This is a genomic window from Streptomyces sp. Y309 (assembly GCF_056712025.1).
Genome location: NZ_CM160048.1, coordinates 6947473 through 6965286 on the forward strand (window position 1 = coordinate 6947473; position 17814 = coordinate 6965286).

The 17814-nt window shown below is 67.8% G+C and carries 14 protein-coding genes and 1 tRNA gene; 4 read left to right on the forward strand and 11 right to left on the reverse strand.

Annotation, left to right across the window (positions count from 1 at the left end; all coding sequences use genetic code 11):
* Positions 1–29 precede the first annotated feature (29 nt).
* On the forward strand, positions 30–449 hold the full coding sequence (locus AC0KTA_RS28795; protein WP_481051125.1) for a hypothetical protein: 420 nt from the start codon (positions 30–32) through the stop codon (positions 447–449).
* Here AC0KTA_RS28795 and AC0KTA_RS28800 read toward each other — a convergent pair.
* The 3 genes from AC0KTA_RS28800 to AC0KTA_RS28810 form a co-directional block, all read right to left on the reverse strand.
* The gene (locus tag AC0KTA_RS28800) at positions 439–1869 is read right to left on the reverse strand and encodes a lysine N(6)-hydroxylase/L-ornithine N(5)-oxygenase family protein (RefSeq protein ID WP_481056598.1); all 1431 of its coding nucleotides are present in this window, start codon (positions 1867–1869) and stop codon (positions 439–441) included. The two genes, AC0KTA_RS28795 and AC0KTA_RS28800, sit on opposite strands and share 11 nt — an antisense overlap.
* Positions 1862–3292 (reverse strand): pyridoxal phosphate-dependent decarboxylase family protein, encoded by a 1431-nt coding sequence (locus AC0KTA_RS28805; protein ID WP_481051126.1) that lies wholly within the window; start codon positions 3290–3292, stop codon positions 1862–1864. Before AC0KTA_RS28805 ends, AC0KTA_RS28800 begins: the two co-directional genes overlap by 8 nt.
* Before the next feature lie 223 nt (positions 3293–3515).
* Positions 3516–5315 carry a bifunctional metallophosphatase/5'-nucleotidase gene (locus AC0KTA_RS28810; protein ID WP_481051127.1) on the reverse strand — a complete coding sequence of 600 codons (1800 nt, stop codon included), beginning with the start codon at positions 5313–5315 and terminating at the stop codon, positions 3516–3518.
* A gap of 169 nt (positions 5316–5484) precedes the next feature.
* Between AC0KTA_RS28810 and AC0KTA_RS28815 the strand changes: the two genes are divergently transcribed.
* Positions 5485–6195 (forward strand): SIMPL domain-containing protein, encoded by a 711-nt coding sequence (locus tag AC0KTA_RS28815; RefSeq protein ID WP_481051128.1) that lies wholly within the window; start codon positions 5485–5487, stop codon positions 6193–6195.
* Between the two features lie 123 nt (positions 6196–6318).
* The gene (gene pyk / locus AC0KTA_RS28820) at positions 6319–7755 is read left to right on the forward strand and encodes a pyruvate kinase (protein ID WP_481051129.1); all 1437 of its coding nucleotides are present in this window, start codon (positions 6319–6321) and stop codon (positions 7753–7755) included.
* A gap of 90 nt (positions 7756–7845) precedes the next feature.
* On the opposite strand, the gene AC0KTA_RS28825 is transcribed toward pyk, so the two are convergent.
* The 3 genes from AC0KTA_RS28825 to AC0KTA_RS28835 form a co-directional block, all read right to left on the reverse strand.
* Positions 7846–9741, reverse strand: a complete 1896-nt coding sequence (locus tag AC0KTA_RS28825; protein ID WP_481051130.1) for an alkyl/aryl-sulfatase — start codon at positions 9739–9741, stop codon at positions 7846–7848.
* A gap of 108 nt (positions 9742–9849) precedes the next feature.
* Entirely contained in the window at positions 9850–10638 is a 789-nt protein-coding gene (locus tag AC0KTA_RS28830; protein WP_481051131.1) for a helix-turn-helix domain-containing protein, read from the reverse strand.
* An 84-nt stretch (positions 10639–10722) separates the two neighbouring features.
* Positions 10723–10805: transfer RNA gene (locus AC0KTA_RS28835), tRNA-Leu, on the reverse strand.
* Between the two features lie 91 nt (positions 10806–10896).
* Here AC0KTA_RS28835 and AC0KTA_RS28840 point away from each other — a divergent pair.
* Positions 10897–11550 carry an ANTAR domain-containing response regulator gene (locus AC0KTA_RS28840; protein ID WP_481051132.1) on the forward strand — a complete coding sequence of 218 codons (654 nt, stop codon included), beginning with the start codon at positions 10897–10899 and terminating at the stop codon, positions 11548–11550.
* 150 nt (positions 11551–11700) lie between these two features.
* Here the strand turns inward: AC0KTA_RS28840 and AC0KTA_RS28845 are convergent, their stop codons facing one another.
* From AC0KTA_RS28845 to AC0KTA_RS28865, 5 genes are all read right to left on the reverse strand, one after another.
* On the reverse strand, positions 11701–12417 hold the full coding sequence (locus AC0KTA_RS28845) for an ABC transporter ATP-binding protein (RefSeq protein ID WP_481051133.1): 717 nt from the start codon (positions 12415–12417) through the stop codon (positions 11701–11703).
* Positions 12414–13286: an ABC transporter ATP-binding protein gene (locus AC0KTA_RS28850; RefSeq protein WP_481051134.1), complete on the reverse strand. Its 873-nt coding sequence runs from the start codon at positions 13284–13286 to the stop codon at positions 12414–12416. Before AC0KTA_RS28850 ends, AC0KTA_RS28845 begins: the two co-directional genes overlap by 4 nt.
* Positions 13283–15127, reverse strand: coding sequence for a branched-chain amino acid ABC transporter permease (locus AC0KTA_RS28855; protein ID WP_481051135.1), 1845 nt, complete (start codon positions 15125–15127; stop codon positions 13283–13285). Before AC0KTA_RS28855 ends, AC0KTA_RS28850 begins: the two co-directional genes overlap by 4 nt.
* A gap of 5 nt (positions 15128–15132) precedes the next feature.
* Positions 15133–16062: a branched-chain amino acid ABC transporter permease gene (locus AC0KTA_RS28860; RefSeq protein ID WP_481051136.1), complete on the reverse strand. Its 930-nt coding sequence runs from the start codon at positions 16060–16062 to the stop codon at positions 15133–15135.
* Positions 16063–16155: 93 nt separating this feature from the next.
* The gene (locus AC0KTA_RS28865; RefSeq protein ID WP_481051137.1) at positions 16156–17388 is read right to left on the reverse strand and encodes a branched-chain amino acid ABC transporter substrate-binding protein; all 1233 of its coding nucleotides are present in this window, start codon (positions 17386–17388) and stop codon (positions 16156–16158) included.
* Positions 17389–17814: the final 426 nt, after the last annotated feature.

Sequence of the window (17814 nt, forward strand, 5' to 3'; positions counted from 1 at the left end):
GGGACCCCGCCATGGATAGCCTCTCGAATATGAACGAGGAACTGGCCGCGGCGCTGGCGGTCGTCCAGCGTGATCTGCGGGCGACGTGTGCCATACAGCCGATCGTCCGTGAGGAGCTGGACTTCGACGACGCTCCGCTGGTGATGCTGTACGAGGCCGACGGTTCGGGTGTGGGGGTGTCGGTGCCCGAGGGCGCGGCCCCCGCCGAGCAGGTGGCGGATCTCGCGGAGCAGGTCAAGGACTGGGCGGTGGAGGCGCTGGCCTCGCGGCTGCTGCCCGCGACGTGGCCGGAGTGCCCCGACCATCCGGGCTCGCATCCCCTGGACGCGGACGTGGCCGGGGGCACGGCGGTGTGGTCGTGCCCCCGGTCGCGGCGGCCGGTGGCGCCGGTGGGCGCGCTCGCGGAACTGGGGCGGGCGCGGGGCGGGCGCCGCGGGGTCAGCTCTTGAGGCGGACGAGGTTGGTGGGCTGCTCGCCGCGGGCCGCCGGCGTGCGGGCGCCCGGGTCGGTGAGGCCGAAGCGGGTGAAGGCGGTGCGGTCCGGCAGGGGGTAGGGGTCCTTGCCGGTGAGGGTGTTGAGGATGGTGGCGCTGCGCCAGGCGGCGAGGCCGAGGTCGGGGGCGCCGACGCCGTGGGTGTGGCGTTCGGCGTTCTGTACGTAGACGTTGCTGCCCGTGCCGGTGACCGAGGGGTCGAGGACGAGGCGGTACTGCTCGTCGATGCGGGGGCGTTCGGAGGAGTCGCGGCGCATGTAGGGGTCGAGGCCGGCGAGGAGCTGGTCGAGGGGGCGTTCGCGGTAGCCGGTGGCGAGGACGACGGCGTCGGTGGTGAGGCGGGAGCGGGTGCCCTGCTGGACGTGTTCCAGGTGGAGTTCGACGCGGGTGGTGGCGACCCGCCCGGCGGTGCGGACGGTGACGCCGGGGGTGAGGACGGCGTCGGGCCAGCCGCCGTGCAGGGTGCGCTGGTACAGCTCGTCGTGGATGGCGGCGATGGTGTCGGCGTCGATGCCCTTGTGGAGCTGCCACTGGGCGGGGACGAGCCGGTCGCGTACGGCCTCGGGCAGGGCGTGGAAGTAGCGGGTGTAGTCGGGGGTGAAGTGCTCCAGGCCCAGCTTGGAGTACTCCATGGGCGCGAAGGCCTCGCTGCGGGCCAGCCAGTGGATCTTCTCGCGTCCGGCGGGGCGGTGCTTGAACAGGTCGAGGAAGATCTCGGCGCCGGACTGTCCGGAGCCGATGACGGTGATGTGCTCGGCGGTCAGGAAGCGGTCGCGGTGCGACAGGTAGTCGGCCGCGTGCACGACGGGGACGGCGGGGGCGTCGGCGAGGGGCCTGAGGGGTTCGGGGACGTAGGGGGCGGTGCCGACGCCGAGGGCGATGTTGCGAGCGTGGGTGCGGCCGAGCGCTTCGGCTTCGCCGTCGGCGTCGAGCTGGGTGAAGTCGACTTCGAACAGGGAGCGTTCGGGGTTCCAGCGGACGGCGTCGACCTGGTGCCCGAAGTGCAGGGCGGGCAGATTTTCACTGACCCAGCGGCAGTAGGCGTCGTACTCGGCGCGTGGGATGTGGAAGCGCTCGGCGAAGTAGAACGGGAAGAGGCGTTCGCGGGCGCGCAGATAGCTGAGGAACGACCAGGGGTTCGCGGGGTCGGCGAGGGTCACCAGGTCGGCGAGGAACGGCACTTGGAGGGTGGCGCCGTCGATGAGGAGGCCCGGGTGCCACTGGAAGGACGGCCGCTGTTCGTAGAAGGCGGCGTCGACGCCGTCCAGGGGCTGGGCGAGGGCGGCGAGGGACAGGTTGAACGGGCCGATGCCGATGCCGACCAGGTCGCGGGGGCCTTCGGCGGCGGTGGGCGCCTGAGCGGGCTTGTCAGGCATATCGGGCGTGGCCGACGCGTCCTTCATCGGGGCTTGTTCCTTCCACGAGCGTGAGCAGGGCCGCGAGGTCTTCGGGCCGGATGTGCGGGTTGAGCAGGGTGGCCTTGAGCCAGCGGCGGCCGTCGAGCTGGGCGCGGCCGAGGACGGCGGTGCCGTCGGTGAGGAGTGTCCTCCGTACGTGGGCGATGTGGTCGTCGTCGGCGCGGGTCGGCCGGAACAGGACGGTGCTGATGGCGGGCTTGTCGTAGAGCTCGAAGCCGGGGTGGGCGGCGACGAGGTCGGCGAACTCCCGCGCGCGGTCGCAGACCTGGTCGACGAGGGCGCCGAGCCCGGTGCGGCCGAGGGCCCTGAGCGTGACGGCGATCTTCAGGGCGTCCGGTCTGCGGGTGGTGCGCAGGGACCGGCCGAGGAGGTCGGGCAGGCCCGCTTCGGTGTCGTCGTCGGCGTTCAGGTAGTCGGCGCGGTGGCCGATGACGTCGAGGTCGGCGGCGGCGCGGACGGTCAGGACACCGGCGGCGGCCGGCTGCCAGCCGAGTTTGTGCAGGTCGAGAGCGACACTGTCGGCGCGGTCGAGGCCGTGCAGCTTTATCTCGTGTACGTCGCTGAAGAGCAGGCCCCCGCCATAGGCGGCGTCGACGTGCAGCCGGGCCCCGTGGGCGGCGCACAGGTCGGCGATGTCGGTGAGGGGGTCGATGAGACCGGCGTCGGTGGTGCCCGCGGTGGCGGTGACGAGGAAGTGCCCTGACGGACCCGGGAGTTCGGTGAGCGCCTCGTCGAGAGCGGCGGGGTCGAGGACACCGGCGGGCGCGGGCACGGTCACGGGTTCGGGCAGGCCGAGGAGCCAGGCGGCGCGGCGCAGGGAGTGGTGGGCGTTGGCGCCGACGAGGACGCGGAGGGGGTGGCCGTGGGCGGCGGCCTGCTCGCGGGCGAGGAGCAGGGCGAGCTGGTTGGACTCGGTGCCGCCGGTGGTGATCAGCGCGTCGGGCGCATCGTTCGGGCCGCCGTGGACTTCGGCCGCGAGAGTCGCGGTGAGCAGGGCTTCGAGCGCGGAGGCCGCGGGCGCCTGATCCCAGGAATCCATGGACGGATTGAGCGCGGACGCGGCGAGGTCCGCGGCCGCGGCCAGGGCCAGGGGCGGGCAGTGCAGGTGCGCCGCGCACAGGGGGTCCGCCGGGTCCGCGGCGCCCCCGGCGACGGCACCGACGAGGGTACGCAGCGCGGTGTCCGCGCCGGCGCCCTGGGCGGGCAGCAGGTCACCCACCGCCTCACGGACACGGGCCTCGACGGCCACCGGGCCACCGCGCGGCAGTGGTCCACCACGCTCCGCGGCGCCCTCGGCCAGGGCGCCGAGGGCGGTGTCGAGCAGCGGCCGCAGGGCGTGGGGCCCCCGAGGGCCTCCGGCGAGGGGCGGCGGGCTGCTCATGGCGGTGTCCTCCGGATACGCGAGTGGGGACACCAGCATGTCGGCGTGCCGCCTGGCTCGCCCGAAGAGCCCAACGATCGGGACCCGAAAGGGGTATTGGGGAGCGGGAGGTTTGTGAGGGTGAGGTGCGAGGTGGTAGGCCGTGGGCCCCGCCGGGGGCCCACAGGCATACACAAAGCTTCCGGAACGCCAGACCTCAGAACACCGGCGTGCCCTCCGGACCTCAGAACACCGGCGCACCCTCGCGGGTCAGCCGCCAGCCCACCGAAGCGAACTCGGCCGGATCCACCGTGCCCTTCGCCTTCACCCACGAAATGATCGTGTTGCGGATCTCGTCGGAATTCACCCACACCTGCTTGGCGCCCGCCACATGCGGGAAATTCCCGCCGCCGCTCGCCCGGTAGTTGTTCACCGCCAGCACGAACTCCGCCTTCGGATCCAGGTCCTTGCCGTCGAATCGCAGCTTCACGATCCGGGACCCGGCCGGCTGCGCGATGTCTATCTCGTACGTCACCCCGTACAGCGCGTCATAGTTGTAATCCGGAATGCCGTCCGCGTTCGTCAGCTTCGCCGGATCCACCGGCGCGCCCGGCGCCGTCCGCGCGTAATAGCGCGCCGAGAACTCCAGATAGTCCTTGAGCTGCGCACCCGTGATCAGCCGCGCTTCGAGGGTGTTCTCGAACGGATACAGGCCCGCCGCGTCCCGGATCGTCACCTCACCCGCCGGAATCTTCGCCGTACGGGAGAAACAGGAAGCCTGGGACAGCACCGGCAACTTCGCGTACGCGCCACCCGCCAGCGCCGCCTTCACCGTCTCCGCCTGCACATGATTGATCAGATCGATGATCGCGACATCCTTGTACGGGCCTTCGGCCGTGCTCATCGCCTCCTTCGAGGTGCCGATGACCTGGTTCACGTACGCCACGACCTTCTCGTGCTCGTCCGCGAGCAGCCGCGTGATCTTCCGGTCCTCCGCCGCCGTATTCGAATTCAGGACCTTCGCGCCGGCCTTCGCCACCCGCCAGCGGCCCTTCGACCACACCAGATCGAAGTCGAACAGCGTCAACCGCTGCCCCCACTTCAACGGCTCGGACAGCACCACCTTCTGCCCCGTCTTCTTGTTCTCGACGAGATACTCCGGAATCTCCGTGTGCGCGTGCCCCACCAGAATCGCGTCGATACCCGGCACCTGCTCCGCCACCAGCGCCGCCGCGTTCTCGATGTACGGCAACTGATCCCCGTACGACGACGTACCGCTCGACCCCGAGTGCGCCGACACGATCACCACGTCCGCACCCATCGACCGCAGCCGCGGCACCCACTTCGCCGCCTGCTCCTCCAGACCCGGGAACGTCATCTTGCCCTGCACATGCGCCTTGTCCCAGATCGCAATCCCTGGATTGGTCAGCCCGAGCACCGCCACCCGCACATCACGACCGTGCGGCGTGCGCAGACGATGCATGCTGTACGGCGCGAACGCCGGCCGCTGCGTCGTCGCGTCCAGCGCGTTCGCCCCCAGCAGCGGAAAGTCGCACTGCTCCTCGAACTTCCTGAGCACCGGAATGCCGTAATTGAACTCGTGATTGCCCAGCGCCGCCGCGTCATAACCGATCGCGTTCATCGCCTCCGCCATCGGATGCACCGGGCCGCGCGCGGCGGTGATCGGGTCGACCTTGGCGTAGTAGTACGACAGCTGCGTGCCCTGAATCGTGTCGCCCGCGTCGATCAGGAGGGTGTTGCCGCGGCCCTTCTCCTTGCGGACGGCCGTCACCAGCGTGGAGATCTTCGCCAGGCCCACGTCGTTGTGGTCCTTGTCGTCGAACTCCTTGTCCGTGAAGTAGTCCCAGTTGAAGACATTGCCGTGCAGGTCGGTGGTGCCCATCACGGTGAAGGAGTAACGCTTGGGCCGCTTGCCGCGCGGCGAGGCGGGGGCGGCCTCGGCCGCCACCGCCGGGCCCGCGAGCGCGACACCCGCTCCCGCGGCGGCGGAGCTCCCCAGGAACGACCTTCTGTCGAGCGGCATTCGTTGTCTCCCTCGTGAACCTTCATGATCTGCGCGACCTCGCGACGCGCGTAGATTCTGGCCCACAAGGCCCTCACGGGAACACCCCCGCAAGGTTGCGATCCGATGACCACCCCGGATCCGCGACAGACCGGGCCCACCGCCGGTGCCCGGTGCGACAGTGGACCCCATGACCACCCAAGAAGCCACACCCAGCGTCCCCTACGGCACCCCAGAGGCCCCGCGCCTAGCGGTCCGCGGCGAAGCCCGCCTCGAAGTCGACCCCGAGATCGCCCGCATCGGCATCACCGTCAGCGCCCGCGGCAGCGACCGCCGCGACGCCCTCGGCGACCTCACCCGCCGCAACACCGCCGTCATCGACCTCGTCAAGTCCTACGGCGAAGCCGTCGAACGCGTCGAGACCGGCACCTTCTCCATCACCCCCGAACTCACCAAACGCGGCAAAGGCGAACGCGTCCGCACCTACCACGGCCGCGTCCACATCACCGCCGAACTCACCGACTTCACCGCCCTCGGCGAACTCACCACCCGCGTCGCCGACCTGGAACTCACCCGCATCGACGGCCCCTGGTGGTCCCTGCGCCCCGACTCGCCCTCTCACCGCCGCGCCCGCCAGGAAGCCGTCAAGGAAGCCGTCCAGCGCGCCCGCGAATACGCCGAAGCACTCGGCACCAGCCTCGCCGCCCTCGTCGAGATCGCCGACATCGGCGCCGACAACGCCCCTTACCCGCCGTTCGGCGGCCCCGCCGCCCCCGGCATGTCCCGCGCCGCATACGGCGGCGCCCCCGAAGCCGCCCCCGCCCTCGACCTCGAACCCCAGCGCCAGTCCGTCTACGCCCAGGTGAACGCGCGCTTCACCATGGCACCACCGCGACTCTGAGCATGCTCATCGGAGCAAGCCCCCGCACACTTCAACACTTGTCAATAGCCCTTCATGCAAAGGTTGTTGAGTAGTCACGCCCAACCAATTCTCTACCCACCAGTAAGGCCTAGGGTCGAAACCATGCGCCGAGCAAAAATCGTCTGCACCCTGGGACCCGCCACCGACACCTACGACCAGATCAAGGCCCTGGTCGAAGCCGGAATGGACGTGGCACGCTTCAACCTCAGTCACGGCACCTACGCCGACCACGAGGGGCGCTACCAGCGCGTGCGCAAGGCCGCCGACGAGATCGGCCGCAGCGTCGGCATCCTCGCCGACCTTCAAGGCCCGAAGATCCGCCTCGGCCGCTTCCGCGAAGGACCCGTACTCCTCGAACGGGGCGACGAGTTCACCATCACCGTCGAACCCGACGTCCAAGGCGACCGCCAGCTCTGCGGTACCACCTACGACGGCCTCGCCGAAGACGTCACCCCCGGAGAGCGCATCCTCGTCGACGACGGCAAAGTCACCCTCGAAGTGACCGCTGTCGAAGGACCCCGCGTCACCACCACCGTCGTCGAAGGCGGCATGGTCTCCGACCACAAAGGCCTCAACCTCCCCGGCGTCGCCGTCTCCGTCCCCGCCCTCTCCGACAAGGACGAAGCAGACCTCCGCTGGGCCCTCAACACCGGCTTCGACGTCATCGCCCTGTCCTTCGTCCGCAGCGGACACGACATCGACGACGTCCACCGCATCATGGACGAGGAGAACCGCCGCCTCCCCGTCATCGCCAAAGTCGAAAAACCCCAGGCCGTCGACAACATCGACGACATCGTCGCCGCCTTCGACGGCATCATGGTCGCCCGCGGCGACCTCGGCGTCGAAATGCCCCTGGAACAAGTCCCGATCGTCCAGAAGCGCGCCATCAAACTCGCCAGGCGCAACGCCAAACCGGTCATCGTCGCCACCCAGATGCTCGACTCGATGATCGACAACTCCCGCCCCACCCGCGCCGAAGCCTCCGACGTCGCCAACGCCGTCATCGACGGCACCGACGCCGTCATGCTCTCCGGCGAAACCAGCGTCGGCAAATACCCCATCGAAACCGTCCGCACGATGGGCCGCATCGTCGAAGCCGCCGAGGAAGACATCCTCGCCAAGGGACTCCCGCCCCTCACCGAACGCAACAAACCCCGCACCCAAGGCGGAGCCGTCGCCCGCGCCGCCGCCGACATGGGCGACTTCCTCGGCGCCAAATTCCTCGTCGCCTTCACCCAGTCCGGCGACACCGTACGACGCCTCTCCCGCTACCGCTCACCCATCCCGCTGCTCGCCTTCACCCCCGACGCGGCCACCCGCTCCCAGCTCAACCTCACCTGGGGCGTGGAAACCTTCCTCGGCCCGCACGTCGAATCCACCGACGCCATGGTCCAGCAGGTCGACGAACAACTCCTGAAGATCGGCCGCTGCCAGAAGGGCGACATCGTCGTCATCACCGCCGGCTCACCCCCCGGCGTCCCCGGCTCCACCAACCTCGTCCGCGTCCACCACATCGGCGAGGACGACACCCCCCGGTAAGGGGGCCACGCACCACCGCAGGTCGAGGGCCGCTCCCGCGGGGGGAGCGGCCCTCGACATGTGCCACCCGGGACTACAGCCCGCCCGGGCCTACGGCGTCACGATCGCGAAATTCGGATCAGGCTTGTCCACGACACCCAGCAACGTGTGCAGCAGCGACACATCACCGTCGACCTCGATGCCCCCGAGCCCCTTCCCGGCCAGCATGGCAAGCAACTGAGGCTTCGTCATCGTCAGCGTGACACCGGCACCCGGATCGGCCTTCGCATCACTGCGATACGTCAACACGCCGTGCCGCAAGGTCAAATGCCACGTCTTCCCGAGTGAAGGAAGACGCCAGTCCATTGTCAGCCGCACATCCCACGCCCGCGGCCCATTCACACGTACCGCCACCGAATCGATGAGCTGGTCCACATCGAGAGCCATCAACAAATCGGAACTCACGACGGACGTCTCCGCCTCCTTCACCCCCGCCCGCAACTCCTGAGCGCCCGTGAGATAGAAGTTCCGCCACACCGCGTTCTCACAGCCCTGCCCCAGCCGCGTATACACCCGCGCCAACTCCGCCCTGGCCGCCTTGTACTTCGGATCCGCAAACACCACATGATTCAACAACGTCGCCGCGAACCGCAGATCACCGTCCCGCACGAACGCCCGCGCCTTCGCCACCGTCGCCGTACGACCCCCCAGCGCCCGCACATACCGCTTGGCCTCCTCGACCGGCGGATGCTCCCACAAATGCGCCGGATTCCCGTCGAACCAGCCCATGTACCGCTGATAAATCCCCTTCACGTTATGGCTCAACGACCCGTAATACCCCCGATTCGCCCACACCTCCACCAACGCCGGCGGCAACTCCAACTCCTCCGCGATCTCCCGCCCCGTCAACCCCGCATTGATCATTCGCAACGTCTGGTCATGCATATACGCGTACAGATCCCGCTGCCGCTCCAACAGCTCCACGATCAACTCGCCGCCCCACGTGGGCCAATGATGAGAAGCAAACGCCACGTCGGCACGACCCTCAAACAGGGTCACGCTCTCACCCAGATGACGCGCCCACTGCCGCGCATCCCGCACCTGCGCCCCGCGCAACGTAATGATGTTGTGCATCGTGTGCGTCGCGTTCTCCGCCATGCACAACGCCCGCAGATCCGGCAGCAGAAAATTCATCTCCGCCGGAGCCTCCGTACCCGGCGTCATCTGAAACTCGAACCGCACCCCGTCCACGACCTCGACCTGCCCGGTCCGCTCCACACTCCGCGTCGGCGGAATCAACCCCACCGACCCCACCGAAACGGTCTGGCCGAGGCCACAACCCACCTGCCCCACCGCCGACTTCGGCAACAACGCCCCGTACATGTACGCCGACCGGCGCTGCATCGCCGTCCCCGCGTACACGTTCTCCGACACCGCGTGCTCCAGAAACCCGTCCGGCGCCAGCACGGGCACGCCGTCCCCCGCCCCCTCGGGCAGCACGCCACGACACCCCCCGAAGTGATCCACATGCGGATGCGTATAGATCAGCCCCGTGACCCGCCGCTCGCCCCGGTGCGCGCGATACAACTTCAACGCCGCGGCCGCCGTCTCCGCCGAGATCAGCGGATCAATGACCACGATCCCCTTCTCGCCCTCGACGACCGTCATGTTCGACAGATCGAGCCCCCGCACCTGATAAACCCGGTCCGTGACCCGGTAAAGCCCCTGCCTGGCCACCAACTTGCTCTGCCGCCAAAGGCTTTCGTGCACGGAGTCCGGGGCGGCCCCCTGCAGGAACCCGTACGCGTCCGCGTCGTACACCACCTGCCCCTTGGCGTTCTTCACCACCCCCGGCGCCAACGCCGCCACGAACCCCCGGTCCGCATCGGCGAAGTCTTCCTCCCCCTCCCCACCGGCCGCCGAAGCGACCTCAGGACTGAGGGCGACGGCCGCCGCGGCGGCCCCTGCTGCTGCGGCCACGAAGCCGCGACGACTGAGCGGAGTCATGCGCCCGAAGATCGCAGCGGGGTTTCTTCCTGGTCAACGCCCGTGCATGGATTTGGGGCGAGTCCCAACGGGGGTGGGGGAGGACGGTGACGTGTCCTATTGCGGGCTTCAGTACTTCGGGCCTACGTGGGTGTCCATGAGGGTGACGGATGCTTTGCGGGCGATGGACACGTTGAAGGGATCGCTGCCTCGGGCGAGCGTGGTCCACTCGACGCCGACCTTGTCGAGAGTGTCAGTGAACAGCTTCCGGATGTCGTCGGACTTGTTGGTGAAGAAGTACCGGGGGTACTCGTAGCGCTTGGGTACGCCGCCGACGAGCCGGGTCGTCCAATTGGTGATCCGGCAGCCGTCGGAGTGGATGAGCCCGCGGATGAATGCCCACGGATGGGCGTCCACGATCTCCTGTTGCCACGGTTCGAGGGCGATGGTGCGCTCGTGCTTCTTGCCGGGGCCGTGCTGGGGGAACATGCACCACAGGTGGTTGGAGTAGACCTTGACGTTGCTGCACCCTGTCCTGCGGACGCGACAGACGGAATTGTCGGGGAACACGGCGCGCATGGCCTGTTCGCAGAGGTCCATGAGGCCTGTCCAGGACTCAGTACAAGTGATCATGAGACTGGGGACTCGGTGGCCCGAGTACTGGATGATGTGCCCGTCTCCCAGGTAGAGCCCCAGGAGGTAGGAGTACGCTCCCGCGTCCAGCTCGCGGTCGTCGCACCGCGGACACTTCGGATCGGGCCTGCCTGGACAATCTCCGCGTTTGGCCCGGTCGATGTGGCGCCAGTACCCGATCGTGCCGAGCGGGACATTCAGGTGGCGGGCGACATCAGCGTTCTTGGCGCCGCCGCGTAGCAGGGTGAGTGCCTTCTGTCGCACCTCTGTGCCGTGGAAGTTCATGCGACCACTCTGTGCAACTGATCGTGGCGCCGCGTAGCAAAAAGCGGATATTCACGAGAACGTGAACATCCGCTTCTTCCTAGGTGCCGGGTGCGGGATTCGAACCCGCAAGCCCTCTCAGGCAGAGGTGTTTGAGACCTCCGTGTATACCGTTCCACCAACCCGGCCAGGCACCCCGGAAGCATACCGGGTCACCGCACAGCGTCGCAGCTAGGTACCCTGACGAAGCAGTGCACCTGCCACGAACGAGGAGCCCCCGTGACCACCCCCGAGTCGCCCGAGCCCGCTGACGTGTCCGACGAGCAGTCGCACGTCCCGCCGCTGACGACCCGCGTCGTCATCGCCGAGGACGAGGCCCTCATCCGGCTCGACCTCAAAGAGATGCTCGAGGAAGAGGGCTACACCGTCGTGGGTGAGGCCGGTGACGGCGAGGCGGCGATCGAGCTCGCCCGCGAGCACAAGCCGGACCTCGTCATCCTCGACGTGAAGATGCCCGTCCTGGACGGCATCTCCGCGGCGGAGAAGATCGCCGGGGAGTCCATCGCCCCGGTGCTCATGCTCACCGCCTTCTCGCAGCGCGACCTCGTCGAGCGCGCCCGCGACGCCGGCGCGATGGCGTATCTCGTGAAGCCGTTCAGCAAGAGCGACGTGGTGCCCGCCATCGAGATGGCGGTGTCCCGCTTCACGGAGCTGAAGGCTCTGGAGCAGGAGGTCGCGGACCTCACGCAGCGCCTGGAGACCCGCAAGCTGGTCGACCGCGCGAAGTCGATTCTCCAGACGGAGTACGGCCTGTCGGAGCCCGCCGCGTTCCGCTGGATCCAGAAGACGTCGATGGACCGCCGCCTGTCGATGCAGCAGGTCGCGGAGGCGGTAATCGAGGACGCAGAGGAAAAGAAAGCAGCCAAGGGCTGAGCCTGCTGGCCCCTGGGCCTTGAGCAGCGAAGAGGGCGGTAACCCCGGTTTCGGGGTTACCGCCCTCTTCGCTGTTTCCTTCGGCTGCCGGTTGGTGGGGGCTGGGCGCGCAGTTCCCCGCGCCCCTGACGGGGCCCACCCCCTTACGGATCAGTCCTCGCCTAGGTACGCCTTGCGTACCGACTCGTCGTGCAGCAGATCCTGCCCGGTCCCGGACAGCACGATGTTGCCGACCTCCATCACATGCCCGTGATCCGCGAGGGACAGCGCGGCCTGGGCGTTCTGTTCGACGAGCAGGATGGTGGTGCCCTGGGCCTTGAGTTCGGTGATGGTCTGCATGATCTTCTGCATCATGATCGGTGAGAGGCCCATGGAGGGTTCGTCGAGCATGAGGAGCTTGGGCCGGGACATGAGGGCGCGGCCCATGGCGAGCATTTGCTGTTCGCCGCCGGAGAGGGTGCCGGCGGCTTGTTTGCGGCGTTCGCCGAGGATGGGGAAGAGCTCGTAGGCGCGTTGGATGTCTTTGTCGATGGCTGCTCTGTCGTCGCGGAGGTAGGCGCCGAGCTGGAGGTTCTCGGTGATGGTGAGGCGGGGGAAGATGTGCCGGCCTTCGGGGGAGTGGGCGAGTCCGAGGGCGACGATCTTGTGGGCGGGGACGCCGTTGAGGGGCTGCCCGTCGAACATGATCTTTCCGGTGAGGGGTTTGAGGAGTCCGGAGAGGGTGCGCAGGGTGGTGGTCTTGCCGGCGCCGTTGGTGCCGATGAGGGTGACGACCTGGCCTGCTTCGACGCTGAAGGAGATGCCTTTGACGGCTTCGATCTTGCCGTAGGCGACCCGGAGGTCTTCGACCTCGAGCAGTGTGGTCACGGGGTCTTTCCTTCCGCCGGGGTGTCCGCTGAGGCTTCCGCTGCCTCGACCTCGGCGACTTCGGCTGCGCCGGGTGCGCCTTCGAAGGGGGTGCCGAGGTAGGCGGCGATGACGCGTTCGTCGGCCTGGACGATCGCGGAGGTGCCTTCGACGAGTTTTTCGCCCTGGACGAGGACGGCGACGCGGTCGCAGAGGTTGAAGATGAACCGCATGTCGTGCTCGATGACGAGGACGGCGATGCCTTGGTCGCGGATGGCGAAGACGAGTTCTTCGGCGGCGCGCGTCTCCTGCGGGTTCATGCCTGCGGTGGGTTCGTCGAGGAGCAACAGGCCAGGCTCACTTGCGAGCGCGCGGGCTATTTCCAGCTTGCGTTGTTCGCCGTAGGGGAGGTTGCGGGAGAGGTGGTCGGCCTTGTGGGCGAGGCCGATGAATTCCAACAGCTCCATGGCCCGCGCATGAGAAGCGGCCTCAGCCTTCTTGAATCCCGGGCCGCGCAGCAGTGCCGACCAGAGGCCTTCTTTGGTCCTGGTGTGGCGTCCGACGAGGACGTTTTCTAGGACGGTCATGTTGGCGAAGAGCCGGATGTTCTGGAAGGTGCGGGCGATGCCGGCGTCGGTGACGAGGTGGGGTTTGGAGGGCAGGACGGTGCCCTTGTAGGAGACCTTGCCTTCGGTGGGGACGTACAGGCCGGTGAGGCAGTTGAAGAAGGTGGTCTTGCCGGCGCCGTTGGGTCCGATGAGGCCGACGATTTCGCCGGTGTTGACGGCGAGGTCGACGGAGCGTACGGCGGTGAGGCCGCCGAAGCGCATGGTGACGCCGCTGGCTTCGAGGACGGTGGTCGTGGTGGTTGTGGTGGTCATGGTGGTCACGCCCCCGCCTTGCTTGCGCCGACGGTTCCTTCGGGGAGTTTCTGCTGGTCGGGTACGTCGAGTTGGTCGGTCTCGTGGTATTCGAGCTGCGCGCGCTTGTTGGCGACGAGGCCTTCGGGCCTGAAGCGCATGAGCAGGATGAGGGCGAGGCCGAAGAGCAGCAGCTGGTAGTCCTCGAGGAACTGGAGCTTGGCGGGGATGAGGTAGAGCAGTGCCGCGCCGATGAGGGGGCCGCTGATGGTGCCCATGCCGCCGAGGATGACGGCGGCGAGCAGGAAGGCGGAGTTGGGGGGCACGGTGTTGGCGAAGAGGTACTGCTCGGGGGTGATGCTGTAGGAGACGTGGGCCTGCACGGTGCCGGCGAAGCCGGCGAGGGTGGCGCCGAGGGCGAAGGCGATGAGTTTGACGCGGAAGCCGTTGATGCCCATGGCGGTGGCGGCGGTTTCGTCTTCGCGGATGGCGACCCAGGCGCGGCCGATGCGGGATTCGCCGGAGCGGCGGAAGACGAGGACGACGACGGCGGTGAAGAGGAGCATCAGCAGGTAGTAGTTGGCGGGCCTGCTGAGGGTGAAGCCGAGGACGTCGTGTTCGATGCCGAGGTTCCAGCCGAGGATTTCGAGGTCGGGGATGTTGGGGATGCCCTGGGCGCCGTTGGTGAGGTCGGGTCCGGCGCTGCCGTTGAGGTTGTTCATGGTGATGCGGAAGATCTCGCCGAAGCCGAGGGTGACGATGGCGAGGTAGTCGCCGCGCAGTCGCAGGGTGGGGGCGCCGATGATGACGCCGAAGATGAGGGAGGCGGCGGCGCCGGTGAGGACGGCGGCCCAGAAGGGGAAGTGGACGTCGAAGGTGGATGCGGGCGATCCGGAGACGAGGGCGGCGGTGTAGGCGCCGACGCCGAGGAAGGCGACGTATCCGAGGTCGAGGAGTCCGGCGAGGCCGACGACGACGTTCAGGCCGAGGGCGACGGTGGCGAAGATGAGGATGTTGACGCCGATGAGGGCGTAGCTGGCATCGGTCTGGGTGAAGGGGAAGAGGGCCGCGGCGACGATGGCGGCGGTGAAGGTGACGTTGCGGTGTTTGGCGGTGAGGGTGTTGAGGCGGGGGATGAGTCCGGCTCGGTTGAGTGCGGTGGCGCCGAAGATGGTGGTGAGGAGGAAGCCGATGAAGAGTTCGGAGTAGGCCTCGATGCCGTAGGCGAGGACGTAGAGGCCGATGCCGAACGAGGCGGCGATGATGAGGATTTCGACCCAGTCGGGCAGTTCTTTGGCGCGCGGGGGTGCGGGTGCCTTGAGGCTGGCGCGCAGTCGCTGCCAGGGGCTGGCGTGGGGTTCGTCGGCGGGCAGGTCGGAGGGGAGTCCGAGGGCGCCGATGGTGGCGACGAGGGCGCCGATGCCGGAGATCCAGGCGCCGGGTTCGAGGTTGACGATGCCGCCGAGGTGTTCGGCGATGGCGCCCATGGTGTAGCCGGTGGAGCCGAGGACGCCGAGGCTGAGCAGGATGACGGGGCTGTTGGTGCCGCCGGGGATGAGCCAGCCGAGGCCGCGGACGCCGTGTCCGGCGAGGGCGAACAGCAGGGTGAGGGCGGCGCCGACGAGGGTGATGACCTGGAGGCCGCCGGGGTAGCCGGTGACGGTGAGGTCGCCGGGGAATTCGGTGGTCCAGGTCCAGGCGAGGAAGGTGCCGATGAGGGCCGCGGCGGAGCCGGCGAGGACGGCGATGCGGGCGGCGGCCGGCGGGAGGGGGAGGGTGGAGGTGGGAACGGCGGCGGGGGTCTTGGCTGTGTCGCCGGTGTTCCCTGCGCTTCCCGGGTTCCCCGAGTTCTTGGTGGTGTTGGTTGTCATGGGTATCACGCCCGATCCGCGACGCGTTCGCCGAGTAGGCCTTGAGGCCTCAGGAGCAGGACGAGGATGAGGAGGGCGAAGGCCCACACGTCCTTCCAGGCGCCGCCGCCGAACTGTTCCATGCCGGGTACGTCGGCCATGTAGCCGGTGGCGAGGGCTTCGGCGACGCCGAGGACGATGCCGCCGAGCATGGCGCCGTAGATGTTGCCGATGCCGCCGAGTACGGCGGCGGTGAAGGCCTTGAGGCCCATGATGAAGCCCATTTTGAAGCCGACTTGGCCGTTGTGGAGGCCGTATCCGACGGCTGCGACGGCGGCGAACGCGGCGCCGATGGCGAAGGCCATGACGATGATGCGGTCGGTGTTGATGCCCATGAGCTTGGCGGTGTCGGGGTCTTGGGCGGTGGCCTGCATGCCGCGGCCGGTGCGGGTTTTGTTGACGTAGTAGGCGAGGGCGAGCATGCAGAGGGGGGCGGCGATGATGAGGAAGAAGTCGCCGCGTTGGACGTCGGCGCCGAAGACGTGCACGGGTTCGCCGCTGAACTGCGGGAAGGTGCGGTCCTTCTTGGCTTCGGGGTACCACTTCCAGACGGCCTGCTGGAGCAGGATGGACAGGCCGATGGCGGTGATGAGGGGGGCGAGTCGTGGTGCGCCGCGCAGGGGGCGGTAGGCGAAGCGTTCGGCGGCGGTGCCGACGGCGACGGAGCATATGACGCCGCCGATGATCATGAGCGGGATCGCGGCGAGCAGGGAGAATCCGTCTGGGAGCCACAGGGAGACGGTGAGGGCGCCGAAGCCCCCGATCATGAAGATCTCGCCGTGGGCGAAGTTGATGAGCTGGACGATTCCGTAGACCATCGTGTAGCCGATCGCGATGAGACCGTACATCGCGCCGAGGATGAGTCCATTGGCCAGCTGTTGCGGCAGTTCGTTCACCGCAGGGCCTCCGTTGGTTCGGATATGGCACCGCGCGGGAGCGCTGGTGGCGCTTCCCGCGCGGTCTTGGAGTCAATGGCTGTGCGTGGGGTTTCAGCGCGGCTTGTAGGCCTCGCTGAACTTGGATTCCCACTTGTTGTTCTTGATCTCGTACGCGGTCATCATCGTGTTCGTGGTGTCGCCGAACTCGTCGAAGGAGACGCTGCCGGTGACGCCGTCGAACTTGACCTTGCTCATGCTGGCGAGGACCTTCTCGCGGGCGTCGGAGGGGAGCTTTCCGTCGTTTTCGGCGACGGCGAGCTTGACGGCCTCGATGATGGCCCAGGTGGCGTCGTAGGTGCCGCCGCCGTAGGTCTCCATGTTTTCTTTGTAGTTCTTGTTGTATTCCGCGATGAACTTCTTCGCGGAGGGGAGTTCTTCGACGGGGGCGCCGACGGAGGTGCCGAGGTCGCCTTCGGCCTTCTTGTTGAGCTTGGGAAACTCGTCGCTCTTCATGCCGTCGCCGCCCATGAACGGGATATTGGCGCCGGATTCCTTGATCTGCTGGCTGAGCGGAGCCGCGGCGGGATACTCGCCGCCGTAGTAGACGGCTTCGGCGCCCTTGCCCTTGACCTTGGAGGCGACGGACTTGAAGTCGCGGTCCTCGGGGTTGACGTGGTCCTGGCCGACGATCTTGCCGCCGAGGTCGGTGAAGGTGTCCTTGAAGGACGCGGCGAGGCCGGCGCCGTAGGTCTTCTGGTCGTCGATCAGGTAGACCTTCTTGATCTTCGCCTTCTGGAACAGGTACTGGGCGGCGAACTGGCCCTGCACCTGGTCGGTGGTGGCGGTGCGGAAGAAGGTCTTGAACTGGCGCTTCTTGTCGCCCTTCTTCCAGCCGTCGCCCTGGGTCAGTTCGGTGCCGGTGTTGGCGGGCGAGATCTGGGTGAGGTTGGCGTCGTTGAAGGGTTTCTGCATCGACTGCGAGACGCTGGAGTTCAGCGGGCCGATGACACCGATGACGTCGTTGTTGCTGATGAACTTCTGGGCGTTCTGGCCGCCGACGGAGGGCTGGGCCTGGTCGTCGAGGGGCTGGAGCTTGAACTCGACGCCGTCGACCGTGTTCTCCTTGTTGGCCGTCTTGACGGCGAGTTCGGCCGAGTTGCGCATGCCGATGCCGAGCGCGGACAGGTCGCCGGTGAGGGGCGCGTCGAAGCCGATGGTGACGGTGGTCTTGTCCCCGCCGTTGTCGCCGGAGTCCTTGTCCTTGTCGCGCGACCCGCAGGCGGTGAGGGTGAGTGCCCCTGTGGTCAGCACCGTGGTGAGGATGAGCGCGGAACGGTTTCGCACGATGGGTCCTTTCCCTGGCGCGGCGCCTCGGCGGAGGTGCCGTGAAGATCGCCGGGCCGTACTGGTGGTGGTACAGGGCCGTGCAATTCAGTTCGCGCCCGGCGGCGCGGTGACTGGCCGTGACTCTAAGGGGGCATTTGATCCAGGTGGAGTGGTCGGAGCAAGGCTGTGACGCTCTTGTTATGCCGCGGAGTATTCCGCGGCGGAACTCAGGGGGCGGTTGTGGCGGAATGCGTACGCTTCGGCAGATCCCGCCCGCTCCGAAGTGGCAGGACCGTTAAGCAGTTTTACTCATGACAGCGGTGTTCGGGGCGTATGCGGAGCCGCGTAAGCGGAAATGATCTTCCGTGTGTTCCGGATGCTTCCGATGGGTCGCGGGAGGATTGCGCGCGCATTACGCAGCGTTACCGCGGAGAAAAGGAGTCC

Coding starts and splice junctions, on each gene's coding strand:
- pyk (WP_481051129.1), top strand. CDS start 6,319: ATGCGCCGAGCAAAAATCGTCTGCACCCTGGGACCCGCCACCGACACC.
- AC0KTA_RS28800 (WP_481056598.1), bottom strand. CDS start 1,869: ATGCCTGACAAGCCCGCTCAGGCGCCCACCGCCGCCGAAGGCCCCCGC.
- AC0KTA_RS28855 (WP_481051135.1), bottom strand. CDS start 15,127: ATGACAACCAACACCACCAAGAACTCGGGGAACCCGGGAAGCGCAGGG.
- AC0KTA_RS28795 (WP_481051125.1), top strand. CDS start 30: ATGAACGAGGAACTGGCCGCGGCGCTGGCGGTCGTCCAGCGTGATCTG.
- AC0KTA_RS28830 (WP_481051131.1), bottom strand. CDS start 10,638: ATGAACTTCCACGGCACAGAGGTGCGACAGAAGGCACTCACCCTGCTA.
- AC0KTA_RS28815 (WP_481051128.1), top strand. CDS start 5,485: ATGACCACCCAAGAAGCCACACCCAGCGTCCCCTACGGCACCCCAGAG.
- AC0KTA_RS28805 (WP_481051126.1), bottom strand. CDS start 3,292: ATGAGCAGCCCGCCGCCCCTCGCCGGAGGCCCTCGGGGGCCCCACGCC.
- AC0KTA_RS28825 (WP_481051130.1), bottom strand. CDS start 9,741: ATGACTCCGCTCAGTCGTCGCGGCTTCGTGGCCGCAGCAGCAGGGGCC.
- AC0KTA_RS28810 (WP_481051127.1), bottom strand. CDS start 5,315: ATGCCGCTCGACAGAAGGTCGTTCCTGGGGAGCTCCGCCGCCGCGGGA.